This is a genomic window from Arthrobacter sp. CJ23 (assembly GCF_024741795.1).
In the GTDB taxonomy this organism is placed as follows: domain Bacteria; phylum Actinomycetota; class Actinomycetes; order Actinomycetales; family Micrococcaceae; genus Arthrobacter.
Window position 1 is genome coordinate 4,341,753 of the sequence record NZ_CP102950.1, and the last position, 16,091, is coordinate 4,357,843.

Below are 16,091 nucleotides of genomic sequence, written 5' to 3' on the forward strand. Positions count from 1 at the left end.
ACCGTGACAATGATACGGCAGCAAAATGTCAGTTCCCTGAAAGGCCTCCGAACCCGCCCTACGCCACGCTCTTGATCTTCACCACGAACACCGCGCCCAGCAGCCCGATCACCGCCGCAGCCACATACAGCGAGACGTAGCCGCCCCAGTACGTGACGAACGGGAAGGCAATGAGCGGCGCGATCACCTGCGGCAGGGAGTTGGCCACGTTGATGACGCCCAGGTCCCGGCCGCGGTCCAGGGCCGTCGGCAGGACCTGGGTGATCAGCGCGAAGTCCACGGCCAGGTAAGCGCCGAAGCCGATGCCCAGCACCGTGGCGCCCACCAGTGCGCCCGCCCAGGTGGGCGCGAACCCCAGGATGAGCGAGGCCGCGGCGATGATCACGGAGGACGCGATCACCAGCGGCTTCCGTTTGCCCATGCGGTCGCTCAACGATCCGCCCAGGACGCTGGTGATGATCACCATCACCGCATAGATTCCCGTCAGGATCAGGACGCCGAACGCGGGTTCGATGCCCTCGGTCTCCTTGAGGTGGACGGCATCGCTGAGGAAGAACAGCAGGTACAGGGTGACCATGTGGTTGCCGATGTTGACCAGCAGCCGCGTCAGCCAGGCCCAGCCGAAGTCCGGATACAGCTTCGGAGACACCCAGAAGCCCTTGAGGAACGCGGCCAGGCTGAACGGCGGGCGTTCCTGCGCGGGAAGGGGCTGGTCGTCGTTCTTGAAGAAGTAGAGCACGACGCCGGCAAGGAGTGCCGCCGCGCAGACCAGGTAGCCGGCGGCAAAGTTTCCCGCCACGGCCGCGGCGATCACCGCACCGAGCAGGATGCCCACGGTCTGCCCCATGGCGGCCAGGCCGCCCACGGTTCCGCGCTGCAGCACCGGAACCCGGTCCGGTATGGCCGCCGTGGTGGCGGCATAGGCCCCGTTGCAGCCGGCCTGGACCAGGCACCATAGGAGGGTCATGACGGCAACGTTGGGTGCGCCGGCCAGCGCCACGAGGGCCACCGCACCCAGGACGGCACCGAACACCACCCATGGAACGCGGCGGCCGAAGCGGGAGGTGGTCCGGTCGCTGAAGGCGCCGAACAAGGGATTGGCCACGAGCGACACTGCGGCGCCGCAGCCCGTCACCAGGGCAAGGATGGCTTCCTTGCTTCCTTCGTCGAAGTGCGCGGCCTGCTGGCCCAGCAGCACCTGGATGGGCCCGAAGAAGGCGGCGTTGATGCCCAGGTTGATGAGCACGATTCCGGTGATCCACAGCGGGCGGACACGGTCCACCGGTTCGGCGAGCGCCGTCGTCGTCGGGGATTTCGGGAGCCCGGAAGGCTCCGGTACCGGACCGGACGGTTCGGATAGTGCCATGGCGCTTTCCCCTTTGGATCGATGCGTCTGCAGCCAGAATAGCGCGGCAGGCCGGCAACGGAGCCGCGATTCCTTGTCACAGATGACCCCGTGACACGACGCCTCCCGGCCGCAGGGTTTAGGGTGGCCTTATCCGAGTGAGGAGAACCATTTTGAGCACGCAGATCAACACCGCCGACCTCTACGACGAGCGCGGTGAAGAAGTCGAATCGATCGCCATCCAGTTCCAGAACCTGGGCGGGAACAGCCACTTCAACGGCCCCGTCCGCACGGTGAGGTGCTTCGAGGACAACGCCCTGGTGAAGGCGGTCCTGGGCACCCCCGGCGAGGGCGCCGTGCTGGTGGTGGACGGCCAGGGGTCGCTGCGCACGGCCCTCATGGGGGACATGATCGCCGAGAGCGCCGTGGCGAACGGCTGGGCCGGCGTGGTGATCAACGGCGCCATCCGCGACCGCGAGGCCATCGCCACACTGCCGCTGGGCGTCAAGGCCCTGGGCAGCAACCCCAAGAAGAGCGCCAAGACCGGCGTGGGCGAGGTGGATGTGCAGCTGGTGATCGACGGCGTCCGGATCCAGCCCGGCGTCCTGATCTACTGCGATCCCGACGGCGTCCTTGTGGAGCGCTGACAGCCGGCCATTTGGCGGGGCCGGGGAAGCTTTTTCTTCAGGCGGGAATGAATGAGGGATTAGGATAGTTACTGAAAGCAACTATCCTGCTCATTCCCCACTTCCTGCCACCGCTTGGAGAAGCAATGTCCAAAACCACGCCCGTGCGGGCCGCCGGCGAGGTCCTGACGCACCGTCAGACACTCACGGTCATGGTGGGCCTCATGCTCGGCATGTTCCTGTCCTCCCTTGACCAGACCATCGTCTCGACGTCCATCTACACGATCGCCAACGACCTCGACGGGCTGTCCCTGCAGGCGTGGGCCACCACCGCGTACCTCATCACGTCCACGGTGAGCACCCCGCTGTACGGCAAGCTGAGCGACATCTTCGGCCGCCGCCCGCTGTACCTGGCCGCCATCGTGATCTTCCTGGCCGGCTCGCTGTACGCCGGCTCGGTGCACTCGATGACCGAGCTGGCCATTGCCCGCGGCATCCAGGGCATGGGCGCGGGCGGCCTGCTGGCCCTCGCACTGACGATCATCGGCGACATCGTGGCACTGAAGGACCGGGCCAAGTACCAGGGCTACTTCATGTCCGTCTTCGGCATCTCCTCCGTGCTGGGGCCCGTGATCGGCGGCGCCTTCGCGGGCACCTCCACCATCCTGGGCTTCGACGGCTGGCGCTGGGTCTTCTTCATCAACCTGCCCATCGGCCTGGCGGCACTCGCCGTCGTGTTCCTCTACCTGCACCTGCCCGCACGGCACGTGAGGCAGAAGATCGACTACTGGGGCGCGGCCGCCATCACGCTGGCCATTGTGCCGCTGCTGCTCGTGGCCGAACAGGGACGCAGCTGGGGCTTCACCTCGCTGAACTCCTTCCTGTGCTACGGCCTGGGCGCGATCGGCATCGTCTGGTTCCTGCTCGCCGAAAGGCGCGCCGGCGACTACGCCCTGATCCCGCTGCGGCTCTTCACCAACATCACCTTCGGCCTGTCCTCGCTGCTGAACTTCATCATCGGCATCGGCATGTTCGGCGCCATCGCGATGCTGCCCATGTACCTGCAGCTCGTCAAGGGCCTCACGCCCACCGAGGCCGGCCTGATGATGATCACCTTCACCGTGGGCATCCTGTTCGGCTCGATCACCGCTGGCCGCACCATCTCGGCGTCGGGCACCTTCCGGATCTTCCCCATCCTCGGCACGGCCATCCTGACGGCGGCTGCCGTGGTCATGGGCCTGTCCCTGGGCGTGGACACCGGACTCTGGGTTCCCGGCCTGATCGCCGTGTTCTTCGGCATGGGCCTGGGCTTCTGCATGCAGCCGCTCACCCTGGCCATGCAGGTCTCGGTGCCGCCGAAGGACATGGGCGTGGGCACTTCCTCCGCGGCCTTCTTCCGCTCCATGGGCGGCGCCGTGGGAACCGCCGTGTTCATCTCCATGCTGTTCAGCCTGGCCGCGGACAAGATCGCCGAGGGCATGAAGTCCGCGGTGGCGAGCCCGGACTACCAGGCGGTGCTGCGCGACCCGGCCGTGGCAGCGGACCCCGCCAACGCCAAGCTGTACGACTTCTTCAAGAACGGCGCCAACAACGAGTCGCTCAACGACACCAGCTGGCTGCACTCGGCCAACCCGGTGCTCACCCGGCCCATCACCGAGGGCTTCGCCCAGGCGATCGACGCCGTCATGCTCACCGCCGCGGCGCTGACGCTCCTCGCGTTCCTGATCAGCTTCGCGCTGCCGAACAAGAAGCTCACGGACCCGACGGCGGCGCCGAAGGAATCGGTTTCGGCACACTAGCGTCCACCGAAGCGCGCCGCGCGCTCAGTACGTGGCCCGCACCAGCACGTGCGCCGTATCCAGGTCCCCACGCAGGTCCCGGTCCTCGACATCGGCGGACAGCGTGAGGCCCGCGGCCATGACGGCGCGAAGCCTTGGGCTGGCGAACTCCCCGGGGCTGCGTCCCTGCAGGCGAAGCGCCCGGCTGGCGCACAGAAGCTCGACGGCGGTGATGGTCGCCAAGGCGTGCGCGGTGGACTGCAGCTGGACCGTGGCCACGCTGGCAAAACTGGCGTCCTCCTCGGCGCCGAGTGACAACACCACGGTCTGCAGGCTGCTGGGCTGGGCGTTGGCCCGGATCCGGCCCGCGGCCGCTGCGGCGACGTATTCGAGCATCATGACGCCGGACTGTCCGGAGCCGTCGGCGGCCAGGAAAGGGTGCTGGCGCGTGTAGTTGGGGTCGCAGAGGAGGTCGATCCTGCGCAGGCTGGTGGCGCAGGCGGCCCCGATGGCCAGCTGCAGGGTGTCCGCCCGGCGGGCGAGGTTGGTCATCTGGAACAGGCCGTGGTGCGCTACGTCGTTGGTGCCGTCGGCCGGCGATCCGTGGACCAGCGGGTTCTCGTTGCCTGCGGTCACGAGCCGCTCCAACAGCTTCCCGAGGGCTTGGAGTTCCTCGGCTTGGGACCCGATGATCTGCGGCAGGGTGCGCAGGCAGTAGGGGTCCTGGATCCGGGCGGGGTCTCCTGTTCCTTCGACGAGGACGCGGATTGTCCGGGCCGCTTCGCCGACCGCGGGCGTGTCTGCGGCAGCTGCCACGGCCGGGCCGAATGCCTCCGTGTTGCCGGACATCGCGACGAAGGACATGGCGGCAACCGTGGTGGCGTTGGCCAGCAGCCGTTCGAGTTCCTGGTGGGCCAGGACGGCCTGGGCGATGGTGAGGGCGCTCGAGCTGATGAAAGGCAGGGCGTCGGCTGTGGCCCATTGCTCGAGGCGGAAGGGGAGGGATCCGCCGTCGAGCGGCTTTCGCTCCCCGAGCATGGTCAGCGCCGTCCCGGCAAGGGCGGGGAGATCGGCCGTCCCGATCCCGCCGAATTCGCGGACCTCGGGGAGGACATCGGCGTTCAGCAGCTCAGCGAGGGACTCGGCCACGGCCGGGTTGATGCCGGAGCCGCCGGCGGCCAGCTGGGACAGCCGGACCACAAGCATGGCGCGGACTGTTGGTCGGTCCAGGGGCCTGCCGGCGTCTACGGCATGGCTGCGGAGCAGTTTGAGTCCATGGGAATCCTGACCGTCGCGTGCCGAGAGGGACACTGTGCGGTTGGCCCCGACGCCGGTGGACCGGCCGTAGACGGGCCGTCGCCGTGCGGTGGCCTCCGCCGAGCGTTGGGATTCGGCCATCCGGGCCAAGGCCTCGGGAGAAAGCCTGACCTGTTGGCCGTGGGCCACGTAGACAATGTCCGACAAGTCCAACTGCAGGCCATCGATCTCAATCATGGAATGCTCCCTTGGAAGTTGCTTGAGTTTCTTGAACCTACCGGCCCCCGCCGTCCCCAACTAGGTAGCAGCAAGTGTCGTTTTGAGCGCTCAAAACGACACTTGCCGCTACCTAGTTGGGTTCGGATCGCCGGGGGCTAGCGGGTTTCGTTCATGGCTGGGCCCCCGTGAACAGGGTTCCCTGGCCGTGGGGCCACACCGGCGAGGGACCCGGCCTGAGCTTGCGAAGGCTGGGAGCTGGTGGGGACTTGCGAGGCTAGGGGGTTCATGGGGATGCGGACGCCGCGTTCGGCGGCGACCTCGACGGCGCGTTCGTAGCCGGCGTCGACGTGGCGGATGACGCCCATGCCGGGGTCGTTGGTGAGGAGGCGCTCGAGCTTCTCGGCAGCGAGGTCCGTACCGTCGGCCACGGAGACCTGGCCGGTGTGGATGGACCGGCCGATGCCCACGCCGCCGCCGTGGTGGATGGACACCCAGGTGGCGCCGGAGGAGGCGGCGGTCAGGGCGTTCAGCAGCGGCCAGTCGGCGATCGCGTCGGAGCCGTCCTTCATGGCTTCGGTCTCGCGGTACGGGGAGGCCACGGAGCCGGAGTCGAGGTGGTCACGGCCGATGACGATCGGGGCCTTGACCTTGCCCTCGGCGACGAGCTTGTTGAAAAGCAGGCCGGCCTGGTGGCGTTCGCCGTAGCCGAGCCAGCAGATCCGGGCCGGGAGGCCTTCGAACTCCACGCGCTCCTGGGCGGCGTCGATCCACTTGTGCAGGTGCTTGTTCTCCGGGAAGAGCTCCTTGATGGCTTCGTCGGTGACGCGGATGTCTTCCGGGTCGCCGGAGAGCGCCACCCAGCGGAACGGGCCCAGGCCCTCGCAGAACAGCGGGCGGATGTAGGCCGGGACGAAGCCGGGGAATTCGAACGCCCGCCCGTAGCCGCCCTTGCGTGCTTCGTCACGGATGGAGTTGCCGTAGTCGAAGACCTCGGCGCCGGCGTCCTGGAACTCGACCATGGCCTGTACGTGGCGGGCCATGGAGGCCTGCGCCTTCTTGGTGAAGCCTTCCGGGTCCGCGGCGGCCTCGGCGTGCCATTCCTCGACGGTGATGCCCTCGGGAAGGTAGGACAGCGGGTCGTGGGCGGAGGTCTGGTCGGTGACGACGTCGATGCTCAGCTCGCCGGCCTTGTGGCGGCGCAGCAGTTCGGGGAAGACCTCGGCAGCGTTGCCGACGTAGCCCACGGACCAGCCGCGGCGCTCTTCCTTGGCCTTCTGGACCTTGGCGATGGCGGCGTCCAGGTCGGTCTCGACCTCGTCCAGGTAGCGCTTGCCGACGCGGCGGCGCAGCCGGGTCTCGTCGACGTCCACGATCAGGCAGGCGCCGTCGTTCAGGGTGACGGCGAGCGGCTGGGCGCCGCCCATGCCGCCGCAGCCGCCCGTCAGGGTCAGCGTCCCGGCCAGCGGGCCCTCGGTGGAGCCTTCCGCAGCGGGAGCGGGGTGGCGGCCTTCGGCTGCCAGCTTGTTGCCGACGGCGGCGAAGGTTTCGTAGGTGCCCTGCAGGATGCCCTGGGTGCCGATGTAGATCCAGGAACCGGCGGTCATCTGCCCGTACATCGTCAGGCCCTCGGCCTCGAGGCGGCGGAATTCGGGCCACGTTGCCCAGTCCCCGACGAGGTTGGAGTTGGCGATCAGCACGCGCGGGGCCCACTTGTTGGTGCGGAAGACGCCCACCGGCTTGCCGGACTGGACCAGCAGGGTCTCGTCCTCTTCCATGTCCCTCAGGGTGTCCGCGATCGCGTCGAACGCCTTCCAGGAGCGCGCGGCGCGGCCGGTGCCGCCGTAGACCACGAGGTCCTCGGGGTGCTCGGCGACCTCGGGATCCAGGTTGTTCATCAGCATGCGCAGCGGCGCTTCGGTCTGCCAGCTCTTGGCGGACAGCTCCGTGCCGCGGGGCGCCTTGACCGGACGGGTTCCGGTGGTGAAATCGGCAGTCATTGTGTTCTCCTCAAGATTCCGGACTATGCCAGGTTCTTCGACTTGAGCCAGTCCTTGGCGATCTGTCCGATGTCCTCGAACTTGGCGGTCCGGCCGTTCATCTGAATCAGGTCTTCGGTGGTCAGCGCCGCGGAAACCTTGTCCAGAACACTCTTGACCGTGTCCGTGGCCTTCTTCTGGCTGATGACGGGCACGATGTTTTCGGACAAGAACAGGTTCTTGTCGTCTTCGAGGGCAACCAGGTTGTTGGCGGCGAGTGCAGGATCGGTGCTGAAGAGGTCGGCTACCTGTACCTGGCCGGAAAGGAGGGCGTTCAGCGTGAGCGGACCGCCGGCGTCGAGCGCCGAGAATTCCTTGAACTCGAGACCGTAGACGGACTTCAGGCCGGCAACACCGTTGATGCGCGTCTTCCACTCCGGCGGGCCGCCCAGGACGAGTTCCTTGGCCACGGGCTGGAGGTCGCTGATGGACTTGAGGTTGTGCTTTTCGGCTGTCTCCTTCTTGACGGCCAGGACGTCCTTGTCCTGTGCCTTCGACGCCGTCAGCTGGGTCAGCCCGGACGGGATCTTGGTGCTCAGCTCCTTGGTGACTTCATCCGAGGTCACCGCCTTGGTGGCGGAGTCGAGGTACTGAAGGAGGGCTCCGCCGTACTCCGGCATGAGGTCGATGGAGCCGTCCTTCAGCGCCGGAATGGTGACTTCGCGGCTGCCGATGCTGGGCTTCTCGGTGACCTGGACGCCCTTGGCCTTGAGTGCCTCGGCGTAAATCTTCGCGATGAGCTGGCTTTCCGGGAAGTCGGCGGAGCCCACGATGATGCTGTCCGTGGAGGCAGCGGCCTGGGAGGTGTTGGAGGAGCCCATGGGGTCTCCGCCGCAAGCACTCAGGGCGATAGCGGTGGCTGCCGCCAAGGCGAAGCCGGGAAGGTATTTTTTCATGTCAATTCTTTCTGGGAGGGCCGTTGCGGGGCATGCGGTGGCCAAGTGGGGGTGGGCTGAGTGGTGTTGCCGCCGTGGGGCGGGGTGCCCGACGGCGGATGACGCGGGGTAGCGAGCTAGACCGTGACGGGGGTCTTCACGGGTTCGGCTGCAACAGCCGACTTGATGGTGCGCCGCGTCAGTCCTGGTGAGACAACCCGGCGGGTGATGAATGCGAGCAACTGGTCAAAGAACAGGGCCAGCAAAGCGACCAGGACGGCGCCGGCAACCATCTGGCTGTAGTCGTTCTGGGCCTTGCCGTCGATCAGCAGGCGGCCCAGGCCACCGAGCGAAATGTACGCCGCGATGGTGGCCGTCGAGATGATCTGCAGCAGTGCACTGCGGACACCGGACAAAACCAGCGGAAGCGAGCACGGGAGCTGGACATCCGTGAGGATCTTCATGGTCCGGAAGCCCATGCCCCTGGCGGCGTCGACGGCGGCGGCATCCACAGCTCGGACGCCGGCATAGGTGTTGGTCAGGATGGGCGGGACAGCCAGCAGCACCAGGACGATGAGGCTGGGCAGGATGTAGCCCATCTTGGACGGGAAAGCCGGGGAAATCAGCAGGACCAGCAGGATGAGCAGGCCCACGCTGGGGAGTGCGCGCAAGGCGTTGGCCAGGCCGGCGATCATGAAGACGCCCTTGCCGGTGACGCCGATGTAGATGCCCAGGGGAACGGCGATGACGGCCGCGATGGCCAGGGCGATGAGCGAGTAGAGCAGGTGCTCGCCGATCAGGTTGGGGATGCCGTCTGCGCCGCTCCAGTGTGCGGGGTCGAACAAGTAGTTGATCACGATGCCACCACCTTGGGGGTCCACGGTGTCAGCCACCGGTTGAGAAGGATGATCAGTCCGTCCAGGATCATGGCCAGGACCACGCAGAGGATGATGCCGGCGATGATCGGGGTAAAGAAGCGCAGCTGGAAGCCTTGGGTGAAGAGCGAGCCAAGCTGCGGGATGCCCAACAGTGCGGCCACGGATACGAGGCTCACGTTGGATACGGCGGCCACGCGCAGGCCGGCGCTGATGACGGGGACACCCACGGGCAGTTCCACCTTCACCAGGCTTTGGTATCCGCGGTAGCCCATGGCCTTGGCGGCCTGGACGGTGTCCTCGGGAACGGAGTCCAGGGCGTCTGCCACTACGCGCACCAGCAGGGCCACGGTGTAGATGGTCAGTGCGGCCACGATGTTCATGGGGTCCAGGATCTTGGTGCCAAGGACCAAGGGCAGCAACACGAACAGCGCAAGCGACGGAACGGTGTAGAGGAGGCCTGCGACACCCACCAGCAGCGGGTAGATGCGGCGGCTCCGGTGTGCCCACCAGCCCAGGGGCAATGCGATCAGCAGGCCCAGGATCAGCGGGGTGACGGCCAGCAAGACGTGCCAGCCGAGCAGGAAGACAATGTTGTCGAACTGGCGGCCCAGCCACTCGAAGTTCATCGCGCCGTCTCCAGGTGTGGCTCGGCTTCAATGGCCTTGACGACGTCCGTGGCAGTCACGGTGCCGATCAGTTCGCCGTGCTCATTGACCACCACGCCGCGGCGGCTGGGCGAGGAGAGGGCGGCGTCGAGCAGCTGGCGCATGGTGCCGGATGCGGCCGCCGAGGTGCCGCTGAGGTTCAGGTGCTCCCTCTTCAGCTCACCATCGAGAAGCTCCGGCTGCGCCCAGCCGAGAGGCTTCCGGCCGCCGTCGACTACCAACACCCAAGCACCCGAGGCCTTGGCGCGGGCCTCTTCCGCAGAAGCGCCGAGCTGGACCACGGCCTCTTCGCCGATGGCCACAGCCCCGGCCGTCTTGGTGAAACCGAGCGAGCGGTAGCCGCGGTCACGGCCGACGAAGTCCGCCACGAATTCATCCGCCGGCGAGGTGAGCAGCTCCGACGGGGAAGCCATCTGGGCCAGCTTGCCGCCGACGCGCATCACGGCAACCTGGTCGCCGAGCTTGAGGGCTTCATCGATGTCGTGGGTGACCATGATGATGGTCTTGCCGATCTCGCGCTGCAGGCGAAGGAACTCCTCCTGCAGCTGCCCGCGGACCACGGGATCCACGGCGCTGAAAGGCTCATCCATCAGCATGAACGCCGGGTCGGAAGCCAGGGCACGGGCAACGCCAACGCGCTGCTGCTGGCCACCGGAGAGCTGCCACGGGTAACGCTTGGCGAAACTGGCGGGCAGGCCGACGCGCTCCATCAGTTCAAGCGCCTTGGTGCGGGCCTTCTGCCGGCTCTCGCCCAGCAGGACCGGCATGGTGGCGACGTTGTCCACGATGGTGCGGTGCGGGAAGAGTCCGGCGTGCTGGATGACGTAGCCGATCCTGCGTCGAAGCAACGCTGCGTCCATGCCGGAGGTGGGCTGGTCATCCAGGTAGATGGTGCCGCTGGTGGGTTCGATGAGGCGGTTGATCATCCTCAAGGACGTCGTCTTGCCGCAGCCTGACGGGCCAACCAAGATGGTCAGCTTGCCGGTGGGCGCCTCCAGATTGAGGCCGTCGACGGCGACAGTACCGTCGGGGTATGCCTTGGTGACATTTTCAAACTTGATCATTTTGCTTCCATGCTTTCCTGGGGTAGCTCATGGTTTTCGGTGTTCAGTGTGAGGACGTTGTCAGCTTCCTCCACCAGTTGCTGGCCGATCTTGAGGGCCTTCAGCTCGTCCACGCGGTAGCTGGGAACCACGATGCTCAAGGAAGCCACCGTCCGTCCCCCCATGACCACCGGCGCGGCGATGGCCGTGACGTCGTCCTCCACACCGCTCCGCACCACGGCAAAGCCACGCTCGGGCTGTTCGCCCTTGAGTACTTGGCCGGAGGCTGTGCCTTCGAGCGGGATGCTCCGCCCCACCCAGCTGGAGTGCCTGATCGAATGAGTGCCCTCAACAATCGCGATGTAGATTCCCGTGTCCCCAACCCCGGGAATGCTCAGATAGCAGGATTCGCGCGTTTCAGCGACGAGTCGCTTCATGGCGGGTGTGCACAACGCCACGAGCGATTCTTTGCCGAGAGCCAGTGCACCCAGCTGGATGATGCTGGCGCCGGGGCGGAAGTTCCCGCCGCCGTCCCTGGAGACAAAGCCGCTGCCTTCAAGCGTGCGCAGGAGGCGAAGGGCGGTGCTTGGCGAGAGGTCCGCGAACCTCGCGGCATCGCTCAGGGCAATGGCTCCTTCGGAACAAACTGCTCCCAAGAGGGCGAGCGCCCTCTCTACTGTCCGGGTGGAGGAATCTGCCATCACACACCTTCACTTTCCGTGGCCCACATCACAACCTTCTTGCCATCCAGTAAAAACCACTTTTCACACCACGGCAAGAGGTTTCGCCAAATTTCCTGAGATTCCGGGATTTGAGACGCTGCACGTCACCGGGAGGTGTCGGCGGTGTTTCGGGGCTGTTAATTGTGCCGGTTTTCCACTCAAGCCCTTGTCATGGAGTGGCATGTGCTTTTTACTTGGTGGCAGTCTTCAACATCGGAGGAACACGTGGAAACCGTTAATAAGCTCCTTGACTCGATCAAGGACGTAGGCCGCGATGCGGTGCGCGGAGGTTACTCCAGGGCCGTCTACTCGACGCCCGAGCTCGACCTCAGGCACTGGTTCATCGAGCAGGCCCAACAGCGCGGCCTCGACGTCGAGACCGACCGCAACGGGATCATCTGGGCCTGGTGGGGAAAACCCCACGACGGCGCCCTGGTCACCGGCAGCCACCTCGATTCAGTCCCGGGCGGAGGAGCATTCGACGGACCGCTCGGCGTCGCTTCGGCGCTGGCCGCCGTCGATATCCTCAAGGCGCGCGGAGTTCAGCCGCCGCGCTCTTTGGCCATCACGGTCTTCCCGGAGGAAGAAGGGTCCCGCTTTGGTGTGGCCTGCCTGGGGTCGCGGCTCCTGACCGGGGCCATCGACGTCCACAAGGCGCTGAACCTGCGCGACGTCAACGGCGATACTTTCGCCGACGTCGCGCGGGGCAACGGGCTGGATCCCCGGCATGTCGGCCCCGATCCGGAGGCTTTGGCACGGATCGGCGACTTCGTTGAATTGCACGTGGAACAGGGCAAGGGGCTGGGGCAGGGCGGGCCGGCCATCGCCGTCGGAAGCTCGATCCTGGGCCATGGACGCTGGAAAATGAGCGTGGGCGGCCAAGGTAACCACGCCGGCACCACCCTCATGGCCGACCGCTCCGATCCGATGGTGGCGGCCGCGCAGATCGTACTCGCCGTGCGCGATATCGCCGCGAAGCAGCCGGATGCCCGGGCAACCGTCGGCCGCTTGACGCCCGTCCCGGGCGGTACCAATGTGATCGCGTCGCGCGTCGATCTGTGGCTTGATGCCCGCCACCCGGACGACGCCGTGACGGCGCAACTCATCGAAGCGATCTACCGTTCGGCCAGGGAAGTCGCGGCTGGCGAAGGATGCACGGTGACCCTCACCGAGGAGTCGTATAGCGATACCGTGCACTTCGATGCCGAGCTGAGCCGACGCATCAGCGGGGTCCTGCCGGGCGCTCCCGTGCTGGCAACCGGCGCAGGGCACGACGCGGGCGTGCTGGCCGGATACGTTCCCTCCGCGATGCTCTTTGTCCGCAATCCCAGCGGAATCTCGCATTCGCCGGAAGAGTACGTGGCTGACGAGGACGCCTCGGCCGGCGCGGCTGCCCTGGCGGATGTTCTGGAGGAACTTCTGTGAACGGGTTCTGGTGCGAGAGTGCCCTCATCACAGTCAACGGCGGCACGGGCGCTCCGGAAGTGGCCGCCGGCGTACGCCTGGAGACACAGGACGGCCGCATCTCGAACATCACCACGGGAGTCCAGCCCCAGCAAGGTGATACGAAACTGCTTGGCATAACCTTCCCGGCAGCGGCCAACGCCCATTCGCACGCTTTCCACAGAGTCCTGCGCGGGCGTACCCATGACGGTCGCGGAGACTTCTGGGTGTGGCGGGAGCAGATGTACCGGAGCGCGTCCGAGCTGACTCCGGAGAAATACGAGAAGCTGGCCACTGCCGTCTTCGCTGAAATGGTGGTAGCCGGCTTCAGCAGTGTGGCCGAATTCCACTATGTCCACCACCAGCTCAGCGGCGCACCCTATGCTGAACCGCATGCCATGGAGCTGGCCCTCGTCCGGGCGGCAATGTCAGCCGGGATCCGCCTCACCCTCTTGGACACTTTGTATCTGGCCGGAGGAATTGGAACGCCACTCAGCCCCGAACAGGCAAGGTTCGGGGACGCCGGTGTCGAAGCCTGGCTGGACCGCCTCTCCTCGCTTCGGACTGCGATAGCGAAGGACTATTCACCGGATCTCGTGAGCGTGGGTGCTGCCCTGCATTCCGTCCGTGCCGTGCCCGAAGAAGACCTCAAGGTTGTTGCCCGGGAGTTGCCTGCCGATATCCCCCTCCACATCCACCTGAGCGAACAACCCGCGGAAAACGAAGCCTGCCTGGAGGCCTACGGCACCACCCCGGCCGGACTCTTGGAGCGCCACGGGCTGCTGTCCCAAAGGCTCTCCGCCGTCCACGCCACGCACCTGACGCACGACGACATCGCCCTGCTCGGAAAAGCCGGGGCAACCGTGGTGATGTGCCCAAGCACCGAGGCCGACCTCGCGGACGGGATCGGCCCCGCAAGGGAGCTTTCCGACGCCGGAGCCGCCATAGCCCTCGGCACGGACCAGCACGCGGTGATCGATCCCTGGATTGAAATGCGGACGCTGGAACACGGGGAACGCCTGGGCACCGGGCAGCGCGGCAGGTTCTCCCCGCAGGAACTGCTGCGGGCCGCAACGGATGGGGCCGCACGATCCATGGCCACCCCCATCGCTTCCTCGGCGCTGCACATCGGCGCAGTCTGTGACCTCATGGTCATCGATCCCGCTTCGACCCGCACCGCCGGATCCCGGCCGCTCCAGATGACCTTCAGTGCGACTGCGAGCGACGTTACCGACGTCGTCATCGCCGGAGAGCTGCTCGCTTCCCAAGGCGTGCACAGGCGCCTCGGCAGGCCGGGCAGCCTCCTGACCGAAGCGTTGAAGGAGCTCTCCTAGCGACTCACCTTGGGTGTGATCCAGTTAGCAAAAGGCTCGACGGCGGCACGTGGCTGGTGCGCCCAGGCCCCTGCCGCCGTCGTTCCTTGCGTTCAACTAGTTGACTCAAAAGGCACCCTTCCGGCCATTCAGGCACGTTTGCGCGTGTTCCTCGCGAACCTTCTGCCGACAAGCCGGGCTTCTGTGTTAACAATGTGAATTCATGTCATGCAAGTCACCTTGGCTGGAACTTTCTTGTTATGACATGCCACACTGTGTAGCGCGAGTGCACCGGCGTCCCCGTCGGAACAGCCGACGACGTCCGCACCGCAGCAACCCACCCCATTCCCAAGGGAGACCCATGTCCAATTCCAGCTCCGAAGGCCTGCCCCCGGTGCCCCGCAAGGTGATCGGCCTTGCCGTCGCCGGCGCGGTCGGCGGATTCCTGTTTGGCTTCGACTCCTCCGTGGTCAACGGCGCCGTGGACGCCATGAAGGACGAGTTCCTGATGAGCGAGGCCGTCACGGGCTTCGCCGTGGCGGTGGCGCTGCTCGGCTGTGCCGCCGGCGCCTACCTGGCCGGGAAAGTCGCCGACAAGTACGGCCGCATCCCCGCCATGAAGCTGGGGGCCCTTCTGTTCCTTGTCAGCGCCGTGGGCACCGGCCTGGCGTTCGGCGTGTGGGACCTCATCGTGTGGCGCCTGGTGGGCGGACTCGGCATCGGCCTGGCATCGGTGATCGCACCGGCCTACATTTCCGAGATCTCCCCGCGGCACGTGCGCGGCCGCCTCGCCTCACTGCAGCAGCTCGCCATCACCACGGGCATCTTTGCCGCACTGCTGTCCGACGCCGTCCTGGCCACCTCCGCGGGCAGCGCGGGCCAGCCGTTCTGGCTGGGCATCGAGGCCTGGCGCTGGATGTTCATCGCCTGCGCCGTGCCTGCCGGCATCTACGGCTGGATCGCGTTCCGCCTGCCCGAATCCCCGCACTTCCTGGTCCTGAACGGCAAGGAGGACGCGGCCCGCAAGGTCTTCGACACCCTCATGCCCGGCGACGACACCGAGCGGCACATCCGCGAAATCCGCGAATCGATCGAGCAGGACCAGCTTTCCACCAAGAAGGGCTCCCTGCGCGGGAAGACCTTCGGCCTGCAGACGGTGGTGTGGATCGGCATCATCCTGTCCGTGCTGCAGCAGCTCGTGGGCATCAACGTGATCTTCTACTACTCCACCACGCTGTGGAAGGCCGTGGGCTTCCACGAGCAGGACTCCCTGGCCATCTCCGTGGCCACCTCCGTCACCAACATCCTGGTGACCCTCGTGGCGATCGCCCTGGTGGACCGCATCGGCCGCCGCCCCATCCTGCTGGCTGGCTCCATCGGCATGGCCGTCTCACTGGGCGCCATGGCCCTGGCCTTCTCCTCCTCGGTGGGCACCGGCTCCGAGATTTCCCTGCCCGGCGCGTGGGGTCCCGTGGCGCTCGTTGCCGCCAACGTCTTCGTGGTGAGCTTCGGCGCTTCCTGGGGCCCGCTGGTCTGGGTGCTCCTGGGCGAGATCTTCCCCTCCCGCATCCGTGCCCGGGCCCTGGGTCTCGCGGCGGCCGCGCAGTGGATCGCGAACTTCGCCATCACGCTCAGCTTCCCGGTCATGGCCGCGGGTTCGCTGCCGCTGACGTATGCCATGTACGCGCTGTTCGCGGCGGCGTCGTTCTTCTTTGTCATGTTCAAGGTGCCGGAAACGAACGGTATGTCGCTGGAGCAGGCCGAAACGCTGTTCGTGCCCAAGGGCGCCAAGGTGGCAGCGCTGGCCAGCAAGTAGCCTCCGCACCCTCCTTCACGCGCGAGATGGCACGTCGCGGCAGTGTTCCAAATGGAACATTGCCGCGACGTGCCA

The 16,091-nt window shown here is 66.5% G+C and carries 13 protein-coding genes; 5 read left to right on the plus strand and 8 right to left on the minus strand.

Annotated features, from left to right (window positions below):
- Nucleotides 1-58 precede the first annotated feature (58 nt).
- Nucleotides 59-1,366 (minus strand): MFS transporter, encoded by a 1,308-nt coding sequence (locus tag NVV90_RS19630; protein WP_258438906.1) that lies wholly within the window; start codon nucleotides 1,364-1,366, stop codon nucleotides 59-61.
- A gap of 152 nt (nucleotides 1,367-1,518) precedes the next feature.
- On the opposite strand from NVV90_RS19630, the gene rraA reads away from it, so the two are divergent.
- Nucleotides 1,519-1,992 (plus strand): ribonuclease E activity regulator RraA, encoded by a 474-nt coding sequence (rraA, locus tag NVV90_RS19635; RefSeq protein WP_258438907.1) that lies wholly within the window; start codon nucleotides 1,519-1,521, stop codon nucleotides 1,990-1,992.
- A gap of 125 nt (nucleotides 1,993-2,117) precedes the next feature.
- On the plus strand, nucleotides 2,118-3,770 hold the full coding sequence (locus NVV90_RS19640) for an MDR family MFS transporter (protein ID WP_258438908.1): 1,653 nt from the start codon (nucleotides 2,118-2,120) through the stop codon (nucleotides 3,768-3,770).
- A 24-nt stretch (nucleotides 3,771-3,794) separates the two neighbouring features.
- On the opposite strand, the gene NVV90_RS19645 is transcribed toward NVV90_RS19640, so the two are convergent.
- From NVV90_RS19645 to NVV90_RS19675, 7 genes are all read right to left on the minus strand, one after another.
- Nucleotides 3,795-5,243 (minus strand): aromatic amino acid lyase, encoded by a 1,449-nt coding sequence (locus NVV90_RS19645; protein WP_258438909.1) that lies wholly within the window; start codon nucleotides 5,241-5,243, stop codon nucleotides 3,795-3,797.
- Nucleotides 5,244-5,380: 137 nt separating this feature from the next.
- A complete protein-coding gene (locus NVV90_RS19650) occupies nucleotides 5,381-7,222 on the minus strand; it encodes a urocanate hydratase (RefSeq protein WP_258438910.1) in 1,842 nt (613 codons plus the stop codon).
- Between the two features lie 23 nt (nucleotides 7,223-7,245).
- On the minus strand, nucleotides 7,246-8,157 hold the full coding sequence (locus NVV90_RS19655) for an ABC transporter substrate-binding protein (protein ID WP_258438911.1): 912 nt from the start codon (nucleotides 8,155-8,157) through the stop codon (nucleotides 7,246-7,248).
- Between the two features lie 116 nt (nucleotides 8,158-8,273).
- Nucleotides 8,274-8,993, minus strand: a complete 720-nt coding sequence (locus tag NVV90_RS19660) for an ABC transporter permease (protein WP_258438912.1) — start codon at nucleotides 8,991-8,993, stop codon at nucleotides 8,274-8,276.
- Nucleotides 8,990-9,640 carry an ABC transporter permease gene (locus NVV90_RS19665; protein WP_258438913.1) on the minus strand — a complete coding sequence of 217 codons (651 nt, stop codon included), beginning with the start codon at nucleotides 9,638-9,640 and terminating at the stop codon, nucleotides 8,990-8,992. The genes NVV90_RS19660 and NVV90_RS19665 overlap by 4 nt, the downstream gene beginning before the upstream one ends.
- Entirely contained in the window at nucleotides 9,637-10,743 is a 1,107-nt protein-coding gene (locus NVV90_RS19670) for an ATP-binding cassette domain-containing protein (RefSeq protein WP_258438914.1), read from the minus strand. Before NVV90_RS19670 ends, NVV90_RS19665 begins: the two co-directional genes overlap by 4 nt.
- Nucleotides 10,740-11,423, minus strand: coding sequence for an IclR family transcriptional regulator (locus NVV90_RS19675; protein WP_258438915.1), 684 nt, complete (start codon nucleotides 11,421-11,423; stop codon nucleotides 10,740-10,742). The genes NVV90_RS19670 and NVV90_RS19675 overlap by 4 nt, the downstream gene beginning before the upstream one ends.
- Nucleotides 11,424-11,669: 246 nt before the next feature.
- On the opposite strand from NVV90_RS19675, the gene NVV90_RS19680 reads away from it, so the two are divergent.
- The 3 genes from NVV90_RS19680 to NVV90_RS19690 all read left to right on the plus strand — a co-directional run bounded on the left by NVV90_RS19680 (nucleotide 11,670) and on the right by NVV90_RS19690 (nucleotide 16,016).
- On the plus strand, nucleotides 11,670-12,869 hold the full coding sequence (locus NVV90_RS19680) for an allantoate amidohydrolase (protein WP_258438916.1): 1,200 nt from the start codon (nucleotides 11,670-11,672) through the stop codon (nucleotides 12,867-12,869).
- Nucleotides 12,866-14,221, plus strand: a complete 1,356-nt coding sequence (locus NVV90_RS19685) for a formimidoylglutamate deiminase (RefSeq protein ID WP_258438917.1) — start codon at nucleotides 12,866-12,868, stop codon at nucleotides 14,219-14,221. The genes NVV90_RS19680 and NVV90_RS19685 overlap by 4 nt, the downstream gene beginning before the upstream one ends.
- Nucleotides 14,222-14,561: 340 nt before the next feature.
- Nucleotides 14,562-16,016, plus strand: a complete 1,455-nt coding sequence (locus NVV90_RS19690) for a sugar porter family MFS transporter (protein WP_258438918.1) — start codon at nucleotides 14,562-14,564, stop codon at nucleotides 16,014-16,016.
- Nucleotides 16,017-16,091: the final 75 nt, after the last annotated feature.